The following is an 18,911-nucleotide window of genomic DNA, read 5'->3' as shown; positions in this document are numbered from 1 at the left end:
ATCGGCCCCCGGCCCTAGCGGTCAAACAACCGCTCTAGATCGGTTTGTGGCGATTGCTGACGGGGGTCGGGTTGCAAATCGTCCAGTGCAATCGTCTCGGTCCGGGACGCTCCGGTGAGGGTAATGGAACGGGTCAGCGGATTGGCGCGACGCGGGTGCTGAATCCGCACCTCATGGGTGCCGTCCGGCACGGCTTCGAATGCCCACTGACCATCGGCGCCCGTGACCCCAAACCGATCACTGTCCACCACATAGATATAGCCCAGCATGGCGTCGTGGATATTACAGCCCAGTGCTACCTTGCCCGGTTGATCGAACTGCACCGGTTCGGCGGTAGTGCCGTGGTAAAGCCTCAGCTCAAAGCGCTTGGCGGGGGAAAAGGAATACACATGGTGGCGGATGTTGTCACTGTTCGGGAAGCGCACCAGTGTACCAACGCGCACCGCCAGCACGTGCGGCAGGAACTGACGATCGCGCTGATCCATGATCGCCTCAGCGGCGGCCACACTCCCGCTGCCAGCACCCTCATCGGCATACAGCGCCACCACGGCATCTCCCAGGGGCTGCCCCCCGGCATCGGTCACCGTGATGGTCAGCGACGAGGCGATGGCCGCCCCGGGCAACCAGGCCACCAGCAACACCACCACCCGTTTGATTAGGGTCATAACATCCTCTTTGGCCAAATGCCGCCAGTCAACAACACTGGATGGCACAGAATCCTTCATTCTAGCCGATTTGGCATTGATTGCGACCTGCGGCCTTGGCCGCGTAGAGGGCCTGGTCCGCCCGACCAAATACCCGGTCGGCGGTATCACCCTCTCTGAATTCGGAAATCCCCAGCGAAATGGTGATCTGCAGGGGTTCCTTGCGATAATTGAAAGCCGTGTCCGCCAGCGCCGCACGCACATCATCCAGAACCTGAAGCGCATCCTGGGCACGGGTTTCGGGCATGAGAATGACAAATTCCTCGCCGCCGTAGCGACCAAAGAAGTCGACCTCCCGCAATCGCCGACGAATGGCTTTACTGATCACTTTGAGTACCCGGTCTCCCGCCTGGTGGCCGAACTGATCGTTGATACGCTTGAAATGGTCGACATCGCAGACGGCCAGGGTCAGCGGGTGACCATAGCGCTCCCAGCGTTTGACCTCGTGGGCCAGACGCTCGTCATACGCCTCGCGGTTGGGTAACTGCGTCAGGGGATCATGCAGCGCCTTGTGTTGATGGCGACGGAGGCTCTCGCGATTTTCCTCGGCCTCATCCTCCATCTGCTTGACCCGGGAAGCAAGCTGGGCCAGTTGGTCGGTGAGTGGTTCCGAGGCGGCTTCAGCCCGCTGGTACTGGCTGAGACTCTCGCGGATCTGCCCCAACTGGGAGGCGACCTGGTTTTTCAATTCCGACAGGTCACGCGCCGATTCGACACTCCCCGCCAGGGACTCGCAGCGCTCGGCCACCTGCTCGGACAGACTGCGGCCCGCCTCGCGCTGGCAGGCCTGGTGGTCGGCCGCCCCATTGATCAGGGATGCGATTTCCGCCAGTTCCCGGTTGACCGAGTTCAGGTAACCGGCAAACACACGATTGGCCGCCAGCCAGGAATGCATGATCAGGTCCCGAACCTCCTCGAGAAACCCCGGCAACTGGTTCAGGGGGATGCCCTGCTTGAGGCGCACCATCATGCCCTCGAGGGTTTCAGATCCCATGTATTCGGTGTTCACGGCATTCATCAGGCTTTCGAGCACCTGATTGATTTCATCACCCAGGGACTCTGCAGAGCCCGGCTCAACGGCGCGCTCTCCGCGCAGTCTGCCCAACAGACCGGGCCTGGCCTCACGCGTCAGGGTCAGCGCCTGCTGCTGGAGTTGTGCAAGCTGCTGGAGCAGCGCCGGGAAAAGCGAAAATTTCTGGCTGCGCATGGGCAACCGGTTGAGGTAATGATTCAGTTCGCGCTTGAGTTCGCGGGGTGGCCCCAGGGATTGCAACTGCTTGACCAGCGCCGTCAACGCTTCCAGCACTTCGGTATCGGCCGATTCACGTCGGTGCTCAAAACTTCTGACGCTCTCGTCGAGCTGATCAGTCAGCGCCGGCAGCCGTTCCAGTGCCTGATCTCCACGCAAGGTTTTGCGCAACTCATCCAGCAGCTCATCCAACTGACGGTCCTGTCCATCGGCGACTATGCTCAGTTGCACCAGGGCCCGACGCAGCCGTTGGTATTGCTCGTCGGCCTGCCGCTCAAGCGCGTCGTGCGCGTCCAGAGCATCCAGGTATTTTTCTCGCCAGGTATCGTCGTCCGTTGCTCGGAGGGTCATGGAAAATCCCGCATTTGCTGAAAACTGCCCACACAGTATAGCCGCTCCCTGCAGGGGCTGTCGGCCAAAACGACCTTTTTGGCGTTACCGAGCGGCCACCGCCCATTCTATCGCCCAGAAACGACAACGCCCGCTCTGGGAGCGGGCGTTGTCGACATAACGGGGAAGCAACAGGGATACTCAGAGTGCGCCCTGGCGAATCTGCTCAACCAGGTGATCCACCACTCGCAGCATCTCACTGTGACTGCCGGTCATGCGGGAACTGACCCGGTATTTGCCATCGACCACCATTTCGGGGGTACCGGTAATCTTGTAACCACGAACCCGGGCGTCCGACTGACGGACCTGACTGGTGATACCGAACGAATTGAAGGTTTTCAGCACCCGCTCACGGTCCGCGCCATAGGTTTCCAGAAAATCGGCCCACTGCTCGGCGCTGCGGAACTGTTTGCCCTCCTGATGCACGGCCGTAAATACCGCCATATGCACATCGTCCAGCAGATTCATGGCTTTCGCAGTATAGAAACCACGGGCATAGGCTTCCATGGTGGCATTCCACATGGCTGGCGTCTGCACGACGGCAACATCATCCTTCTGTTCTTTTTTCCAGGCGCGAATCAGCGGTTCAAAGTTGTAGCAGTGGCCACAGGTGTAGGCAAATACTTCGACGACTTCAATCTTGTCCGAGGTGCTGGTGGGAACCGGCTCGGCCAGTGTCTCGTAATGCTCGCCTTCCTTATAGTCGGTTCCGTTCTCGGGGGTCTGGGCTACGGCAGTCAGCGATACCATCATCGCCAGAACAGCTAACACAATGCGCATAGTTGGCTCCACGTTATTCGTTATCGGAGGGCTCTGGCCCGTTCAGATTGTCTCAGAACCCGAACGGACCGCTTTAGTTCCACTCGATCAGTTCAAACCACCAATGTAGTTCGCCACCGCCTTGATTTCAGCGTCACTGAGATTTTTGGCACTCAGGCGCATCATCATCGACTCGCCATCATTGATCCGGTCACCGGCTCGGAAGGCGCGCAGTTGGGCTTCAATATACTCGGGGTATTGACCGCCCAGGCGCGGGAAGGCGCCCGGCTCATTTCCCTGGCCGTTGGGCGCATGGCAGCCCATACAGGCCGGCACGCCGGTTTCCGGGTTGCCCGCGCGATAAATCCGCTCACCCAGGGCCAGGGCGTCCACCTGGGCACCGGAATTTACCTGCACCTGCATTTCTTTGGCACCGCTGAGCTGAATGGTCTGGCTGGCGTAGTAGGCGGCGATATCCTGCAGGTCCTGATCACTCATCCCCTTGAGCATGCCGGTCATCTGGACCACTTCCCGGCCGGTAGTGGCCTTGGCGTCTCCGGTGGCATTATCCCAGGCCTGGATATCCTGAAGCTGCTTGTACAGATACGGCTGCCCCAAACCGGCCAGCTTGGGGAAGCTCGGCGCGGGGCTGTTACCATCCTGACCATGGCAGGCGGCACACACAGCCACTTTTTCGGCGCCCGCTTCCGGGTCACCAGCGGCGCTTGCGCCCGGAACCAAAACCAGTGCGCCCAGCGCGAGGAGCAAATGCTTCACTGAATATTTCATTGGCTAACCTGTCAATTCGTTTATTGTGGGGCCCGCTCCGCAGTGTTCGGGCGACATTTGGTCGCCTACGGGCTACAATCGGCTGCCCCACCCGGCCCCAGGGCCACTTTTCGCGCCGGGGCCCCAACGGGGCACCGCGCATTATATGGGATAACACAGGCTTTTGCAGGGTTTTATGACCACAGAGATCAACTTCCGCGGCGCCACGTTTGAGCAGAGCGCCCCCAGTATTCATCAGTGTCCACCGGAGAGCGGGCTGGAAGTCGCCTTCGCCGGGCGTTCCAACGCGGGCAAATCCAGTGCCATCAATACCCTGACAGACAACTCCAAACTGGCCCGCACCAGTAAGACCCCCGGGCGCACTCAGTTGATCAACTTCTTCAGCGTGGGTGAGGGACAACGCCTGGTGGACCTGCCCGGTTACGGTTACGCCAAAGTCGCCCGGGCCATGAAGGAGGAATGGCAGCGCAACCTGTCCGAATACCTGCAAAAACGCGACTGCCTGCAGGGGCTGGTGCTGCTGATGGACATCCGGCACCCCATGCAGGAGTTTGACACCATGATGATCAACTGGGCCGTGGAAGTGGAAATGCCCGTGCACATCCTGCTCACCAAGGCGGACAAGCTCAAGCGGGGGCCGGCCAACAGCACCCTGCTGGCAGTACGCAAACAGATGCAGGCGGCCGGGGTGGGTGACCTGGTCACCGCCCAGTGCTTCTCGTCGCTCAAACGCACCGGGGTGGATGAGTTGAAGAGCAAACTGACCGGGTGGCTGACGCCCGCGCCGGAAGAGGACTCGGGGCTTCTGACATAAAAAAACCGGCGACCAGGGGGCGGCCGCCGGGGGCAATGACTGGCACCCTTGGGGTGGCGCCAGTTAAGCGGAGGAAAGACTGCAATCGTTGCGTCTGTGCATTAGGACGATGGCCACTGGGGAAAGTTCCGGCACCTCAGCCTGAAAATTTGTCAGGTTTTGTAAAGCCGCGTTCGGCAGGCAAAAAAAACCCGGCCAGTAGCCGGGGTAGCTGAGTAAAGCGGTTAGCCAAGTGGCATCATGCCACGTTAGGGGAGTTGCACATGAAACACACTGTTCATGTGTTATGGGACCCGTCCCGTTTGCCAAAAGTTCACTCCCCCTGAAATTTTTTTCTGGCGGCGCCACAGGCTCCTTATTTAGTGCGCCTGATCCCAGTTATCCCCCACGCCCGCTTCCACCAGCAAGGGCACTTTCAGGTCCGCCGCTTTGGACATCCGCTCGACAATGCCGTCCCGCACCGACGTCAACTGACTTTCCGCCACCTCCAGCACCAGTTCGTCGTGCACCTGCATCATGATCCGGGCATCCAGCTTTTCCTTCAGCAACCAGCGATCGACATCGATCATGGCCGCCTTGATGATATCCGCTGCGGTCCCCTGCATGGGGGCGTTGATCGCGGTGCGCTCGGCCCCCTGGCGCAGGTTGCCATTGCGGGCGTTGATATCGGGCAGGTACAGCCGCCGACCCATCAGGGTTTCCACGTAGCCCTGCTCTCGGGCCTGGGCACGGGTATTGTCCATATAGCGAAGCACCCCCGGGTAGCGGTCGAAATAACGGTCGATGTACTCCTGGGCTTCCTGGCGGCCGATATGCAGTTGTTTCGCCAGGCCAAAGGCGGACATGCCGTAGATCAGGCCGAAGTTGATCGCCTTGGCCCGGCGGCGCATTTCCGGTGTCACCTTTTCGAGCTCGGTGCCGAACACTTCCGCAGCGGTCGCCTTGTGCACATCCAGCTCCTTGTCGAACGCATTGAGCAGGCCTTTGTCTTCAGACAGGTGCGCCATGATGCGCAGTTCGATCTGGGAGTAATCCGCCGCCAGCACCTTGTAGCCCTTGGGCGCCACAAACGCCTGGCGAATCCGCCGTCCCTCTTCGGTCCGAATCGGGATGTTCTGCAGGTTGGGGTCCGAAGAAGACAGCCGACCGGTGGCGGTCACCGCCTGGTGGTAGGAGGTGTGAATCCGTCCCGTAGCCTTGTTGATCATCAACGGCAGCTTGTCGGTGTAGGTGCTTTTGAGCTTGCTGAGCCCGCGGTACTCCATCAACAGTTTGGGCAGCGGATAATCCAGCGCCAACTCCTGCAGCACCTCTTCGGCGGTGGACGGCTTGCCCTTGGGGGTTTTCTTGAGCACCGGCAATTTCTGTTCATCGAACAGGATTTCACCCAGTTGTTTGGTGGAGCCCAGGTTGAAGGGGCGCCCGGCGATATCGTGAGCGTCTTTTTCAAGCTGCGCCATACGCTCGCCCAACTGCCGGCTATGCTCACCCAGAACCTTGGCATCCACCAGAGCGCCGTTGCGTTCGATGTTGGCCAGCACCGGCACCAGGGGCATTTCCAGGTCAGCAAACACTCGCTTCAGTGATTTGATCTGTTTCAGTTCCGGCCAGAGCCGCCGGTGCAAGCGCAAGGTCACGTCGGCGTCTTCAGCGGCGTAAGGTGCCGCATCTTCAATTTTGATCTGGTTGAAAGTGAGCTGTTTGGCACCCTTTCCGGCAATCTCCTCAAAGGACGTACAGCGGTAGTCCAGGTAACGCAGCGCCAGACTGTCCATATCGTGACGGCCACTGGTGGAGTTGAGCACGTAGGATTCCAGCATGGTATCGAAGGCGATACCGCGCAGCTCAACCTCGTGATTGCGCAGGACATTGCGATCGTACTTGAGGTTCTGCCCCACTTTGGCTTTGTTCGGGTCTTCCAGCAGGGGCTTGAGCGCGGCGAGCACTTCATCCCGATCGAGCTGCTCGGGCGCGCCCATGTAGTCGTGGGCCAGAGGCACATAGGCCGCCTTGCCGGGCTCCACCGCAAAGGATAGCCCCACCACCTTGGCCTCCATGGCGTGCAGGCTGGTGGTCTCGGTGTCAAAGGCGAACAGCTCGGCCTCCTTGAGCACTTTGAGCCAGGCGTCCAATCGCTTTTTCCCGGTGACAATCTCGTAATCCACCGCCACGTCGGGTTCGCTGACGGTGGGCTCGGCGCCATCTTCCACCGCCGGCTCCAACTCCGTTATCCAGGCGCGGAATTCCAGCTCGGTGAATATCTCCCGCAGCTTGTCGTTATCCGGCTCACCCCGGGCGATATCCTCGGGTCTCAGGTCCAGCTCGACGTCGGTCTTGATGGTCGCCAACTGGCGGGACAGATAGGCTTGGTCCCGGTGCTCTTCGAGCTTCTCCGGCATGGTCTTGGCGCCGCGAAAACCCAGCTCCCGGACCGCTTCCAGGTTGGCGTAAATGGCGTCCAGCCCGCCCAACCCCTCGATCAGGGCCCGGGCGGTTTTTTCGCCCACCCCGGGCACCCCGGGAATATTGTCGGATTTGTCGCCCATCAGGGCGAGGTAGTCGATCATCAGCGGCGGCTCGAAGCCGTACTTCTCGCGTACCCCTTCCTCATCGAGATGGGAGCCGGTCATAGTGTTGACCAGGGAAATATGTCGGTTCACCAACTGCGCCATGTCCTTGTCCCCGGTGGAGACAATCATGTCCCGTTGCTGCTCGCTCGCCTGACGGGCCAAGGTACCGATGACATCGTCGGCCTCGACGCCGTCAATGACCAACAGGGGCAACCCCATGGCCTCCACAATGTCCTTGATCGGCTGCACCTGGGGGCGCATGTCATCGGGCATCGGCGGGCGCTGGGACTTGTACTCGGCGAACAGCTCGTCCCGGAAGGTCTTGCCCTTGGCGTCAAAAACGACTGCAACCGGGCTGTCGGGGAAGTCCTTCAGCAACCGACGCAACATACTGATGACGCCTTTCACGGCCCCGGTGGGCTGACCTTTGGCGTTATTCAGGGGAGGCAGGGCATGGTAGGCACGGTACAGGTAGGAGGAACCGTCCACCAACACCAGGGGGGCTTTTTCGGTCATAAGATCTCTTATCTCTGAATCTGAATCGCAACGCTGAGTGTCGAATCATGAGTGGTTGAGGGCAAGCATACCCCAAAACCGAGGGGGGATTCAGCCGTGCCTTATAACCAAAAGTTTGTTACTGGGCTGTTACCCACTCATTTTTGAGGCTTCACTTTCGGAATTACTGCTAACTATGCGAATTACTTAACAAAACTCTCATTTTTTTATCATCAATATGAAATACCACTAGACTATAGTAACAACTGTGTTACTATAGGTAACACATAGAGGCGATCCCTCTAAACACACATTCACGAGCTGTTCTATACCAAGGTGAACAGCTTCCATCTGGGGAAACCCATGGAGGGCGAAACCATGAAGAAACTTGGCCTGATTATCGTATCCGTATTGTTTGCCGCAAACGCGGCCGCTGAAGGTGTTACCGCCGGTGCACAGCCCAACATGGCCATTGCCGCCGCTGAAGCCGGTGTCGCCATGCAGTGGGATCTGCCGGAAAGCGACAGCACCGAGCAGGACACCCTGATGCGTAAGGACCTGGAGAAACAATCCCGGGAACTGAATGAAAAACTGGAAGCAAAGCTCAACGAGCGGTTGAACGAAAAGCTCAGCCGCCAGTTGCAGGCGGACCTTTAACCCCTCGCTTGCGCCCGCCCCAGGCGGGCTATTTGTCTCCTCCCTGTCCGGCGAATGCCGGGCTCTGTTACGACTTACTCTCCTCGCTTGTCTCCCCGCCCGGCTGAACGGCCCGGCGGGGATTTTTTTGTTCCGCGCGCCCGCTACCGCAGGCAGTCCACCACCGCCTCACCCAGCGCCTCCAGCAAGGCAGGATACGTGGTGGTCGAATCAGCCGCCCCCAGCAGGTCCAGCTCGCCGAGTTTCAGACCGAGCTCATCCGCCAGGCTGCGCGCGGAGCTCATGTCGTAGTAGGGCTCGGTAAACAGACATACGGCATCCTGCAACTGCTGACGCAGCTCGTACAGGTGTCGCGCCCCGGGGCGCCGCTCCGGTGACAGCGTCACCGACGCCACCTGATTCAGTTGATAGTGGCTGACAAAATGGCTGTACCCTTCGTGATACACCGCGAAAGGGCGCGCCTGCACCGGTTCCAACCGGGCGTTGAGGCGTTGATCCAGAGCCACAAGCGAGTCCGCCAGCGCCCTGGCTCGTGCCCGATACCCTTCAGCGTGGGCCGGCTCCAACTCGGCCAGACGCTCTGCCAGCGCGGTGGCAATCGCCCGTCCATTCTCGGGGTTCAACCACAGGTGAGGGTCTCGGCTCCCATGCCCATGATGATGCCCGTCCGAATGATGGCCGTCGCTCTCGTGCCCTTCCCCCGGGGCCGGCCAATGCAGGGTCGGCAACTCGATCAGCGTTATGCGGCGCGCATCGGGCAGACTGCGGAGCGGGCGACGCAAGAACGTCTCCAGATCCTCTCCCACCCAGAGCACCAGATCGGCCTGCTCCAGCCGGCGCATATCAGAGACTTTCAGCGGGTAATCATGCGGAGAGGCGCTGGCGGGCAGCAAATGGCTCACCCGGCCCTGATCTCCCACCACGGCTTCGGCGATCAACGCCAGCGGCCTGATGCTGGTCAGCACCTCGACGTCGGCCCGGGCCGGACTTGTCAGCGCCCACAACAGCAGCCAGGCGTACCCGACGCAACGTCCGCCGCCAGGCACGGCAAACCAACGCGGCAAGAGGGGTTTGTGAGACAACATAAGCAGGCACTCGCGCGAAAAGGGATAAAAGGTTATAGTGTAACATCTTTGCTGTAAAGAACTCGCTCTGAGGCACGGTCATGACCGACACCCCCATCGCCTTTCGACACCACAACCACGGCCACTGCGTGCACAGCGCTCTGGAGTCCGCGCGCAGCCTGTGCGCCGAGCGGGGAGCGCGCCTGACGCCTCTGCGCGAGCAGGTACTCGAGCTCGTATGGCAAAGTCACAAGCCCCTGGGCGCTTATCAACTGATGGACCAGTTGGCCGAGGCGTCCACCCGTCGCGTGGCGCCCCCCACGGTGTACCGGGCGCTGGACTTTCTACTGGAACAGGGGCTGATCCATCGAATCAACGGCCTCAATGCCTATGTCGGCTGCCCCAGCCCGGAACACCGTCACCCCAGCCACTTTCTACTCTGCCGGGCCTGCGGGGTCGCCGTGGAGATGGAGAGCAGCGCCATCACCCGAGCGATTCAGGCCAACGCCGACAATGCCGGCTTTAAGCTCGAGGGTCATTCTCTGGAGGTGACGGGTCTGTGTCCCGACTGTCGGAGGCAGGCCAGTGAGTGAACCGCTACTGACCGCCCGCCAGGTCGGAGTACGTCGGGGCGGAAGAAACATTCTTCAGGGCGCCGACCTGACCCTGGAAACCGGCAAAATTGTCACCCTGATCGGCCCCAACGGAGCGGGCAAGACCACCCTGGTGCGCTGCGTGCTCGGGCTGATTCGCCCGGACGAGGGCCAGATCGAGCGCCGCCCGGGGCTGCGCATTGGCTACATGCCCCAGAAATTGCACATCGACCCGAGCCTGCCTCTGACCGTCAAGCGGTTCCTCACCCTGGGTGGCACTCCCCGCCTGCCTCTGGACGAGGTACTGGCGCTGACCGGCATTGAGGCGCTGACCGGCGCCACCATGAGCAACCTGTCCGGTGGCGAAACCCAGCGGGTATTGCTCGCCCGGGCGCTGCTTCGGGACCCGAACCTCCTGGTGCTGGACGAACCCGTCCAAGGGGTGGATGTGACCGGCCAGGAGGCCCTGTACCGGTTGATCAATGACATCCGTCGCCAGCGCGAGTGCGGCGTGCTACTGGTTTCCCACGATCTGCACCTGGTCATGGCCACCACCGATACAGTGATCTGCCTGAACCAGCACGTGTGCTGCCACGGGCACCCCGAGCACGTAACCAGCGATCCGGCGTATATTGCGCTGTTCGGCGACAGTGCCAAACCGCTGGTGGCCCCCTACACCCATCACCACGACCACACGCACGACGACCACGGCAATATTGTGGAAAAGGACGAACACCGGCATGCCTGACTTTCTCCTCTACGCCCTGCTCGCCGGTCTCGGGGTGACTCTGGTCGCAGGCCCTCTGGGCGCACTGGTGGTCTGGCGCCGGATGGCCTACTTTGGCGACACGCTGGCCCACTCCGCCCTGCTCGGGGTGACCTTCGGATTGTTACTGAACATAAACCTGAATCTGGCCGTGGCGCTGGGCTGTCTGCTTCTGGCGCTGATTCTGGTGGCCCTGCAGCACAACCGGCTGCTGGCCACCGATACCCTGCTCGGGATTCTGTCTCATTCCACCCTGGCCCTGGGCTTGGTGATGGTCAGCCTGTTCACCAACAGTCGCATTGATCTTCTTGGTTATCTGTTCGGTGACATTCTTTCCGCCAGCGTCGGGGATGTGGTCACCATCTGGGTCATTTCGGTGCTCGTTTCCGCATTGCTGTTTCTGCTCTGGCGACCGCTGCTGGCCATTACCGTGCACGAGGACCTGGCCCGGGTCGAGGGGATTCCGGTCACCGCGGTGCGCACCGCCCTGATGTTGCTGATGGCACTGGTGATTGCCATTGCCATGAAGGTGGTCGGGGTGCTCCTGATCACCGCCCTGCTGATCATCCCCGCCGCCACCAGCCGCCGCCTGACTCACACTCCGGAAACCATGGCCCTGTGCGCCAGCCTGCTCGGCGCGCTGTCGGTGTTCGGAGGGTTGGCGGCGTCATTCTACTGGGACAGCCCGGCCGGGCCGTCCATCGTACTGTGCGCCACCGGGCTGTTTATCCTCTCGTTGCTGCGCCGGGCGGACGTTTAACCCGGCAAATTATTTTCGCCGAACGGCTTTCATTGTGCGAATTTTGTGCAATACTGGGTTATCTACTCACGTTGTGCAGAAGGAACGTGCTTATGGCCAGCCCCAACGTCGTCATCGGCAGCGAATCGGTGCGTGGTGACGCTATCGCCGCGAAGGTACATCAGGATATTGCCTTCCTCACCGATCGCCTCCAGCGCCTTGAAAACCAGACCAATCCCAACCCCCAGGTACTGAAAGTGTATCGGGATATGCTGGAAAGCCGCTATGCCGTACTGGACTGGTTGAGCCAGAGCCCGGAACCGCATTGAATCAGACCCGGGGCGACTCGATGGCGCCCTTGTCATCAAACTTTCATCACATTGTTGTCGTTTCGTCATTGCCGGCCTCCAGACTGGTTCGCATTACAGGCCGACGGGATACCACCAATGACCGACGCAACCTCCCCCGCAATGCAGGCCCGGAGCCGGGCGCCCAAAAAACCTTCACCACTGATCAATAGCCGCACCATCTGGATTTCCGACCTGCACCTGGGTAACCGGGACTGCAAGGCCGAGTATCTGCTGCGTTTTCTGGACGACATCCAGTGTGAAACGCTGTATCTGGTGGGGGACGTGATCGATTTCTGGGCGCTGAAAAAGCGTTTCTGCTGGCCCGCCGAGCACTATCAGGTGATGCTCAAGCTTTATGAGCTCGCCGGGCGCGGAGTGCGGGTGATCTACGTTCCCGGCAACCACGATGAGCCCATGCGCCGCTTCGACGGCGATCTGTTCGGACCCATTGAAATCGCTGAGGAGCACGAGTACCAGAGCGCCGATGGCCGACGTTGGCTGATCATGCATGGCGATGCCATGGACGCCTACATCAACCTGAGCTGGATTACCCGCTTTGGAGGCGACCTGGCCTACGAGCTGTTGCTGTTTATCAACCGCTGGTCCAACCGTTTCCGGCGCTGGTTCGGTCGTCCCTACTTTTCCCTGGCCGGGCTGATCAAGAGCAACATCAAAGGCGCCCGGGCCGCGATTGAGACGTACCAGACCGAGGCCATGGAAGAAGCCCGGCGACGTGGCTTTGACGGGGTGATCTGCGGCCATATTCACGCCGCCGCGCTGCTCGAGCAGGACGGCATGCACTATGCCAACACCGGTGACTGGATAGAGAGCTGCACCGCCCTGCTGGAAGATCACCAGGGGGAGATTCACCTGCTGCACTACAGCGATCAGGTGCAGTGGCACTCCCGTGCCGCCGACGAAGCCCTGGATGCACCGGAGACGGCTCAGGCTGCCTGAGCCGCTTCCAGGTCATGAGACCGGGGCATTGACGCTCAGCGTTCCTGGGCTGGCAGCGTTCCCCGGGTCATCAGGGACTGAACCAGCGGCTCCAGGGCCTCTGCCAGCCGCTGGTAACCCTCGGCATTGGGGTGCAGCAAATCGGGCATGATATCGGTATACAACTGGCCCTGTCCGTCCATAAATACCCGGTTCACATTCGCGTAGAACACATTGGAGCCATCCGCGAGGGAGCGGACGATCCGATTGATTTCGCGATTGTTGGTGCGCATCTCGTCGGCGGGGGTTTCACCCCGGGGAAAGATGGCCAGCAAGAGGATTTTGCTCTCTGGCAACCGGCGGCGCAGCTCACTGACGATCGCCGTAACCCCGGCCGCCACCTCGTCCGGAGGATCCATCCGGTGTCCGGTATTGTTGGTCCCGATCATCATCACCACGAGTTTCGGGTCGATGCCCTCCACTTCCCCATGCTCCAAGCGCCAGAGCACATTTTCCGTCCGGTCCCCGCTGAATCCCAGGTTCAGGGTACGCCATTGGCCAAAGGCGTCTTCAAACGCTTCGGCACCTTCATTTTCCCAGCCCTGGGTGATGGAGTCGCCCAGAAAGACCAGCTCGGGATCATCGGCCCGGGCCGCCAGCTTTTCCTTGTGCCGGGGTATCCACCAGTCGATGGCCCACTCTTCTTCCAGAGGTGCCATGGTCAATGCGGGCACAGTGGTCTCCTGACGGTCGGTCTTGTCGGTTTGCTCGCCGGACGTGGCGCAGCCCGAGAGGGTTGCAAGCAGCATCAGTAATGCGGCGTGAGTCCTTCGAATCATGGTTTTTTCCTCATCGTGATTATTGATCTTGTGGCGCTGGGCACTTACTCGAGCGGTGGCAACACGGTCTGACGCTGCTCGCCCAACCCGTCGATACCCAATCGCACCTGGTCGCCGGGTTTCAGATAGACCGGAGGTTTCTGCCCCAGTCCCACACCGGGGGGCGTTCCGGTGGAGATGATATCACCCGGTTGCAGGCTCATGAACTGACTGAGGTAGGCCACCAGTTGGCGCGGGCTGAACACCATGTTACGGGTATTGGACTGCTGGTAGCGGCGATCATTGACCTCCAGCCAGATACCCAGCTCCAGCGGGTTGTCCACCTCATCGCGGGTCACCAACCAGGGCCCGATGGGACCAAAGGTGTCACAGCCTTTGCCTTTATCCCACTGACCACCGCGCTCCAACTGGAACTCCCGCTCGGATACGTCATGTACTACACAGTAACCGGCGATGCAGCGCTCCGCCGCTTCCTCCGACACATAGCGGGCCTGCCGGCCAATCACCACCCCCAGCTCTACTTCCCAGTCCAGTTTTTTCGAGCCCCGGGGGGTAAGAATGCCGTCATCGGGACCACAGATGGCACTCGTGGCTTTCATGAATACCACCGGCTCATCCGGTACCGCCTGACCGGTTTCCGCGCAGTGATCCGCATAGTTCAGGCCAATGCAGATGAACTTGCCCACCTGCCCCACACAGGGCCCCAGACGCGGTTGCCCCGGCACCAGCGGGAGGCTTTCGGAGTCGACCGCCCGAAGCCGGGTCAGCTCGACATCGGACAGGGCCGCCCCGGCGATGTCGCCAATCCGGTCGGACAGGTCTCTGAGCAGCCCCCGAGCATCCAGTAGGCCCGGACGCTCCTGGCCCGGCTCGCCGTAGCGCAATAATTTCATAATGAAACCCTTATGGTTCGAAAACGATCAGTTGCTCCAGCCACCGTCTATCACGTTGATGGTGCCGGTGGTGAAGGCACTCTCATCGGAGGCCAGATAGACGGCCAGCTGGGCGATTTCCTCGGCCCGTCCCATACGCCCCATGGGCTGGCGGGCGACAAAGGCCCGGTAGGCCGCCTCATAGTCACCGGTCGCCTCGAGCCGCTCCTCCAAAGAGGGCGTCTGGACAGTGCCCGGGCAGATGGCGTTGGCGCGCACCCCCTGAGTAACGAAATCCGCCGCCACCGCCTTCGTCAGCCCGATAACCGCAGCCTTGGTCATGCCGTAAGCATAGCGGTTGGGAGCGCCTTTGATGGAGCTGGCCACGGAGGACATATTGACGATTGAACCACCTCCGTTGGCCAACATGCCCGGCAAGAAGGCCCGTATGGTTCGGTGCATGGACGACACATTGATATCAAACGAGCGCAGCCAGGCCGCGTCATCACACTCGAGCACTGTCCCCGAATGCACATAGCCCACGCCGTTGAACAGCACATCGATGTTACCGAGTGATTCCGCCAGCGCTGTCACGGCAACGGCGTCGGTGACGTCCAACACCCGGGTTTCCATGTCCAGCAGAGCCAGCGCGCCGGCATTGATGTCGGTGGCAATGACGCGCGCACCTTCGCGGACAAACTGCTCGGCGGTGGCCTTGCCAATGCCCTGCCCGGCACCGGTTATCAGGGCGGTTTTTCCAGAGAGGCGGGCCATAATCACACCTGCCGTACCGGCAAGCAGCCGGGCCCAATGGGCTCAAATGACTTATAGGTAAGAATGAATTCCTGATGCCCGAGCGCTTCGGAGACGCTGCGCTCGCCGGCGGCCACTGCTTTGACGCGCCGGTAAATCTCTTCGCCCACCGCATCCAGACTGGCCTCGCCGGTCAGAATCTTGCCGGCATTCACATCCATATCCGCACTCAGGCGCTGATAGGTTTCCGGATTGGCGCACACCTTGATGACCGGCGAGATGGCCGAGCCCACCACCGAGCCACGGCCGGTGGTAAACAGCGTGAGGTGGCAACCGCTGGCGATCATCTCCACAATCTCGGCGTTATCGGCGATATTGGGGAAACCGAAGCGGGGCTCGCCATCGGGCACCACATCGAGCAGATAAAGCCCTCCACCGGGCGGTATATCCCCGGGTTTGATCAGGCCGCTGATGGGCGAAGCGCCGGATTTGGAGTAGGCGCCCATGGACTTTTCTTCCAGGGTCGTGAGCCCGCCATCGGCGTTACCCGGTGCAAAGCTGCCGAAGCCCATGGTCTGATAGTAACGCTCCGCTTTGGCCACGCAGGCCTGAATCAGCTCGCCCAGCTCGGGGGTCACCGCCCGCTCCGCCATGATATTTTCACAGCCGATCAGCTCGCCGGTTTCCTCAAAAACACAAGCGGTACCGTCTGCGACCAGATGATCAAAGCAACGCCCCACGGCCGGATTGGCGGTAATGCCACTGGTGCCGTCGCTGCCGCCACAGATGGTGCCCACCACCAGTTCATCCAGGCTCATGGGGACGGGTGTCTGCCTGGCCAACTCGGTGCGCATGGCACCGACCTTTTCGATGCCTGCGGCGATGGTGGTCGCGGTACCGCCACTCTCCTGAATCACCAGCAGGTCCACCGGGCGGCCGGAGGCGACGATATGCTCACGGAGGGCATCCCGGTCCATGCTTTCACAGCCCAGGGACACCAGCAGCACCGCCCCCACGTTCGGATGGGTGGTCAGCGCGCGCATCATCCGACTGGCGTACTGGTTGGGGAAACACCCCGGAAAACCGATCAGGTGCACATCCAGATCATCAAAATGTTGAGCGATCCGGCGGCTGACGTGGTGTGCACACTCCACCAGGTAGGCGACCACCAGCACATTGCGAATGCCCTTGCGACCATCGGCACGGACAAAGCCCTGAAGGGGGGCGACGGATTCACTCACGAGTTCGACTCCTGTGACGGCTGGGTGGCCTGACGGCCGGACTCTCGGGTATGGCTGGCCAGGTAATCACTGGTCATGTTGTGCATATGAACCCACTCGCCCGGGGCCACCGGCGCCAACAGCGAGCCAATGGGCACCCCGTACTTGACGATTTTGTCACCAGCGGCCATCGCACGACGTGCCAACTTGTGGCCGACCGGCAGTGCGCCGGTCAATACCAGCGCCTGGCCATCCAGTGTCATCGTCGCGCCCTCGGGCAGGCTTCGGGCGGTCACCAGAACATTGTCGTCCGGGTGCAACAGGATCAGGGCATCGCTCGATACGGAACTGTGTTCACGCATGGGTCAGAAGACTCCCACCGGACAGGGTGCCTGCGCTGGGAGCAGACCCCGGGATTTCAACGTCGTCCAGAATTCCGCGGGTATCGGCTGATCCATCCGGGTTCGGGCCTCACGAACTTCCGCGGTGCTGGCACAGCCGGCGATCACCGAGACCACCGCCGGATGAGCCGTTGGGAACTGCAGTGCCGCCGCCGGTAACGGCACGGCAAACTCGGCACAGACGGCCTCCAGCGCAGCAACCCGGTGGACCACCGAGGCGGGGGCCGGCGCGTAGTTGTAGTAATGCGGCCCGGGGGGTTGCACGCCGGTGGCAAGAACGCCGGAATTGAAGGCACCACCGATGACTACAGACACGCCCCGTGCCTCACACTCGGGCAGCAGTCGCCCCAACGCTTCCTGCTCCAGCAGGGTGTAGCGACCGGCGAGCAGCAGAACATCCAGGTCCAGCTCAGCCAGCGCCCGCTCACAGACGCCAATCTCATTGACGCCCAACCCGATGGCCTGAATATCACCGACAGCCTTTCGCTCAAGCAACGCCCGGTATCCCCCCGTGCGGAATTGCTGCCAGAAAAACTCATCCCGGGTGCCATGGGTCACAGGGCCCAGATCGTGGGCATAGACGATATCCGGTAGGCGACCAAGCCGCCCGGCCGTCTCCTCCAGTTGACGCTGTACGGCCTCGTAACGGTAGTCGAAGACCGGTGTGAAATCGGCGGCCCCGGCAAAACCGAAACGGACCGGGTCGTGTGCCTGAGGGTCAAGGGGCACAAGGGTTCGGCCCACTTTGCTCGACAGGATGACCGGGCGGCCCATCAGCACCGAGCCCAGCCGCTGTTCGCTCAGGCCAAAGCCGTAGTGGGGCGCGGTGTCGAAATAGTCGATACCCTCGTCGAGCGCCTGCGCAATGGTGGCCAGCGCCTGCTCGTCCGGGAGCGGGCGGTAGAGATTGCCGATGGGCGCCGCGCCAAACCCCAGTGCGGGCAGGGCCAAAGCCGTGTCGCCCAGGGGTCGGCGTTGCAGGGAGCGGGATTGCGTCACGATAGTCCTTCTGAAGTCACCTTGAGCGTTGCAAACAGGTTTTTATAATTAAAAAACCGATCACAAGTAAAAGTAAAAATCGGCGCCCTGTCAACCGCTTTATGGCAACCTGGGAAAAGATGCGCCTTAAAGGCTGTGCTGGCGAAGAGTGCCCGACAGATCGGCTGCCGCCGCGCAAAGTTTTACGACCGCCTCATCCACCGTGCAGCGCTCGGGCTTATAGCGCACGAAAGGTATCGTCAACGCGGCCACGGCGCCCCGCGTGCCAACCAGGGGTGCCGACAGGTCGGTGACGCCATCGATAAAGTCACTGGGCGTGCGCACATACCCCTGGGCTCGAGCCGCCTCAGCCCGGGCCGCAAAGTCGGCCAGGGACTCCTCTCCCGCCGCCAACTGTCCGCGCATCACCGCCTGGGTATCCTCGGTCTGAAAACCATACAGAACCAATCCCGAAGCCGCCTTGATCAGGGGCCGTCGATAGCCGACCCGCACCGAGAAGCCCAGATCTCCCGGGTTTTCGATGCGCCCGATCACCACGATCTGGTCGCCGGACGCCATGGCGATATGGCAAGACTGGTTGATTTCCCGGGCGAGCACGGACATCACCGGCAGTGCCAGCTCAATCAGGGTTTTGGTGGGTGCCCGGGCAATGCCCAAAGCAAACAGCTTGTTGCTCAGGGTATAACCATCGCGTCCTTCGGCGGGCACGATATAACCCCGATACTCCAGCGCCAGCACCATCCGGAACAACTCGCTCACCGAGCGCCCGAGACGGACGGCAATCTGGGAAGTGGTGAGGGGCTCTCGGCTACTGGCCAACAGTTCCAGCACATCCAGCCCCTTTTCCAGGGCGGGGGCCTTGTACTTCCGCTCAGCCTCCGCCTCTGTGTTCGTGTTGTTTTTCCGGTAATCGTCATTCATCCAGGGAGTCCATTGCCGATTGTTAACAGTA

General features: G+C 61.1%; 20 protein-coding genes. 7 read left to right on the top strand and 13 right to left on the bottom strand.

The features are described from left to right. Positions 1–14: 14 nt before the first annotated feature. From OOT55_RS14635 to OOT55_RS14620, 4 genes are all read right to left on the bottom strand, one after another. Positions 15–665, bottom strand: coding sequence for a methylamine utilization protein (locus OOT55_RS14635; protein ID WP_265366587.1), 651 nt, complete (start codon positions 663–665; stop codon positions 15–17). A gap of 61 nt (positions 666–726) precedes the next feature. Continuing rightward, entirely contained in the window at positions 727–2,304 is a 1,578-nt protein-coding gene (locus tag OOT55_RS14630) for a GGDEF domain-containing protein (RefSeq protein ID WP_265366586.1), read from the bottom strand. Between the two features lie 180 nt (positions 2,305–2,484). Next, on the bottom strand, positions 2,485–3,123 hold the full coding sequence (locus OOT55_RS14625; RefSeq protein WP_265366585.1) for a thiol:disulfide interchange protein DsbA/DsbL: 639 nt from the start codon (positions 3,121–3,123) through the stop codon (positions 2,485–2,487). Between the two features lie 87 nt (positions 3,124–3,210). Then, on the bottom strand, positions 3,211–3,891 hold the full coding sequence (locus tag OOT55_RS14620; protein WP_265366584.1) for a c-type cytochrome: 681 nt from the start codon (positions 3,889–3,891) through the stop codon (positions 3,211–3,213). 175 nt (positions 3,892–4,066) lie between these two features. On the opposite strand from OOT55_RS14620, the gene yihA reads away from it, so the two are divergent. Continuing rightward, positions 4,067–4,705 carry a ribosome biogenesis GTP-binding protein YihA/YsxC gene (gene yihA / locus OOT55_RS14615; protein ID WP_265366583.1) on the top strand — a complete coding sequence of 213 codons (639 nt, stop codon included), beginning with the start codon at positions 4,067–4,069 and terminating at the stop codon, positions 4,703–4,705. A 359-nt stretch (positions 4,706–5,064) separates the two neighbouring features. Here yihA and polA read toward each other — a convergent pair whose 3' ends face one another. Then, on the bottom strand, positions 5,065–7,791 hold the full coding sequence (gene polA, locus OOT55_RS14610) for a DNA polymerase I (RefSeq protein WP_265366582.1): 2,727 nt from the start codon (positions 7,789–7,791) through the stop codon (positions 5,065–5,067). A gap of 357 nt (positions 7,792–8,148) precedes the next feature. On the opposite strand from polA, the gene OOT55_RS14605 reads away from it, so the two are divergent. Next, a complete protein-coding gene (locus OOT55_RS14605; RefSeq protein WP_265366581.1) occupies positions 8,149–8,427 on the top strand; it encodes a hypothetical protein in 279 nt (92 codons plus the stop codon). 143 nt (positions 8,428–8,570) lie between these two features. Here the strand turns inward: OOT55_RS14605 and OOT55_RS14600 are convergent, their stop codons facing one another. Next, positions 8,571–9,512, bottom strand: a complete 942-nt coding sequence (locus tag OOT55_RS14600; RefSeq protein ID WP_265366580.1) for a zinc ABC transporter substrate-binding protein — start codon at positions 9,510–9,512, stop codon at positions 8,571–8,573. Positions 9,513–9,592: 80 nt separating this feature from the next. Here OOT55_RS14600 and OOT55_RS14595 point away from each other — a divergent pair, with 80 nt between their 5' ends. The 5 genes from OOT55_RS14595 to OOT55_RS14575 all read left to right on the top strand — a co-directional run bounded on the left by OOT55_RS14595 (position 9,593) and on the right by OOT55_RS14575 (position 12,896). Further along, positions 9,593–10,084 carry a Fur family transcriptional regulator gene (locus tag OOT55_RS14595; RefSeq protein ID WP_265366579.1) on the top strand — a complete coding sequence of 164 codons (492 nt, stop codon included), beginning with the start codon at positions 9,593–9,595 and terminating at the stop codon, positions 10,082–10,084. Then, positions 10,077–10,832: a zinc ABC transporter ATP-binding protein ZnuC gene (znuC, locus tag OOT55_RS14590; protein ID WP_265366578.1), complete on the top strand. Its 756-nt coding sequence runs from the start codon at positions 10,077–10,079 to the stop codon at positions 10,830–10,832. The genes OOT55_RS14595 and znuC overlap by 8 nt, the downstream gene beginning before the upstream one ends. Then, on the top strand, positions 10,825–11,610 hold the full coding sequence (gene znuB / locus OOT55_RS14585; RefSeq protein ID WP_265366577.1) for a zinc ABC transporter permease subunit ZnuB: 786 nt from the start codon (positions 10,825–10,827) through the stop codon (positions 11,608–11,610). The genes znuC and znuB overlap by 8 nt, the downstream gene beginning before the upstream one ends. A 92-nt stretch (positions 11,611–11,702) precedes the next feature. Continuing rightward, positions 11,703–11,918, top strand: a complete 216-nt coding sequence (locus OOT55_RS14580; RefSeq protein WP_265366576.1) for a hypothetical protein — start codon at positions 11,703–11,705, stop codon at positions 11,916–11,918. Between the two features lie 117 nt (positions 11,919–12,035). Then, the gene (locus OOT55_RS14575) at positions 12,036–12,896 is read left to right on the top strand and encodes a UDP-2,3-diacylglucosamine diphosphatase (protein ID WP_265366575.1); all 861 of its coding nucleotides are present in this window, start codon (positions 12,036–12,038) and stop codon (positions 12,894–12,896) included. A 35-nt stretch (positions 12,897–12,931) separates the two neighbouring features. Here OOT55_RS14575 and OOT55_RS14570 read toward each other — a convergent pair whose 3' ends face one another. The 7 genes from OOT55_RS14570 to OOT55_RS14540 all read right to left on the bottom strand — a co-directional run bounded on the left by OOT55_RS14570 (position 12,932) and on the right by OOT55_RS14540 (position 18,880). Then, positions 12,932–13,714, bottom strand: coding sequence for a platelet-activating factor acetylhydrolase IB subunit (locus OOT55_RS14570; protein WP_265366574.1), 783 nt, complete (start codon positions 13,712–13,714; stop codon positions 12,932–12,934). 44 nt (positions 13,715–13,758) lie between these two features. After that, the gene (locus OOT55_RS14565) at positions 13,759–14,607 is read right to left on the bottom strand and encodes a fumarylacetoacetate hydrolase family protein (protein ID WP_265366573.1); all 849 of its coding nucleotides are present in this window, start codon (positions 14,605–14,607) and stop codon (positions 13,759–13,761) included. 27 nt (positions 14,608–14,634) lie between these two features. Then, a complete protein-coding gene (locus OOT55_RS14560; RefSeq protein ID WP_265366572.1) occupies positions 14,635–15,360 on the bottom strand; it encodes an SDR family oxidoreductase in 726 nt (241 codons plus the stop codon). A gap of 2 nt (positions 15,361–15,362) precedes the next feature. Continuing rightward, positions 15,363–16,580, bottom strand: coding sequence for a UxaA family hydrolase (locus OOT55_RS14555; protein WP_265366571.1), 1,218 nt, complete (start codon positions 16,578–16,580; stop codon positions 15,363–15,365). Continuing rightward, entirely contained in the window at positions 16,577–16,921 is a 345-nt protein-coding gene (locus tag OOT55_RS14550; RefSeq protein ID WP_265366570.1) for a UxaA family hydrolase, read from the bottom strand. The genes OOT55_RS14555 and OOT55_RS14550 overlap by 4 nt, the downstream gene beginning before the upstream one ends. Before the next feature lie 3 nt (positions 16,922–16,924). Beyond that, positions 16,925–17,959, bottom strand: a complete 1,035-nt coding sequence (locus tag OOT55_RS14545; protein ID WP_265366569.1) for an aldo/keto reductase — start codon at positions 17,957–17,959, stop codon at positions 16,925–16,927. 126 nt (positions 17,960–18,085) lie between these two features. Beyond that, a complete protein-coding gene (locus tag OOT55_RS14540; RefSeq protein ID WP_265366568.1) occupies positions 18,086–18,880 on the bottom strand; it encodes an IclR family transcriptional regulator in 795 nt (264 codons plus the stop codon). Positions 18,881–18,911: the final 31 nt, after the last annotated feature.

The sequence above is a fragment of the Marinimicrobium sp. C6131 genome (genome assembly GCF_026153455.1).
GTDB lineage: Bacteria > Pseudomonadota > Gammaproteobacteria > Pseudomonadales > Cellvibrionaceae > Marinimicrobium.
This window is presented reverse-complemented; position numbering and strand designations above follow the sequence as displayed.

Coding starts and splice junctions, on each gene's coding strand:
- OOT55_RS14580 (WP_265366576.1), top strand. CDS start 11,703: ATGGCCAGCCCCAACGTCGTCATCGGCAGCGAATCGGTGCGTGGTGAC.
- OOT55_RS14600 (WP_265366580.1), bottom strand. CDS start 9,512: ATGTTGTCTCACAAACCCCTCTTGCCGCGTTGGTTTGCCGTGCCTGGC.
- OOT55_RS14565 (WP_265366573.1), bottom strand. CDS start 14,607: ATGAAATTATTGCGCTACGGCGAGCCGGGCCAGGAGCGTCCGGGCCTA.
- OOT55_RS14550 (WP_265366570.1), bottom strand. CDS start 16,921: ATGCGTGAACACAGTTCCGTATCGAGCGATGCCCTGATCCTGTTGCAC.
- OOT55_RS14560 (WP_265366572.1), bottom strand. CDS start 15,360: ATGGCCCGCCTCTCTGGAAAAACCGCCCTGATAACCGGTGCCGGGCAG.
- OOT55_RS14575 (WP_265366575.1), top strand. CDS start 12,036: ATGACCGACGCAACCTCCCCCGCAATGCAGGCCCGGAGCCGGGCGCCC.
- OOT55_RS14635 (WP_265366587.1), bottom strand. CDS start 665: ATGACCCTAATCAAACGGGTGGTGGTGTTGCTGGTGGCCTGGTTGCCC.
- znuB (WP_265366577.1), top strand. CDS start 10,825: ATGCCTGACTTTCTCCTCTACGCCCTGCTCGCCGGTCTCGGGGTGACT.
- polA (WP_265366582.1), bottom strand. CDS start 7,791: ATGACCGAAAAAGCCCCCCTGGTGTTGGTGGACGGTTCCTCCTACCTG.
- OOT55_RS14625 (WP_265366585.1), bottom strand. CDS start 3,123: ATGCGCATTGTGTTAGCTGTTCTGGCGATGATGGTATCGCTGACTGCC.
- OOT55_RS14570 (WP_265366574.1), bottom strand. CDS start 13,714: ATGATTCGAAGGACTCACGCCGCATTACTGATGCTGCTTGCAACCCTC.
- OOT55_RS14595 (WP_265366579.1), top strand. CDS start 9,593: ATGACCGACACCCCCATCGCCTTTCGACACCACAACCACGGCCACTGC.
- OOT55_RS14540 (WP_265366568.1), bottom strand. CDS start 18,880: ATGAATGACGATTACCGGAAAAACAACACGAACACAGAGGCGGAGGCT.
- OOT55_RS14630 (WP_265366586.1), bottom strand. CDS start 2,304: ATGACCCTCCGAGCAACGGACGACGATACCTGGCGAGAAAAATACCTG.
- OOT55_RS14605 (WP_265366581.1), top strand. CDS start 8,149: ATGAAGAAACTTGGCCTGATTATCGTATCCGTATTGTTTGCCGCAAAC.
- yihA (WP_265366583.1), top strand. CDS start 4,067: ATGACCACAGAGATCAACTTCCGCGGCGCCACGTTTGAGCAGAGCGCC.
- OOT55_RS14620 (WP_265366584.1), bottom strand. CDS start 3,891: ATGAAATATTCAGTGAAGCATTTGCTCCTCGCGCTGGGCGCACTGGTT.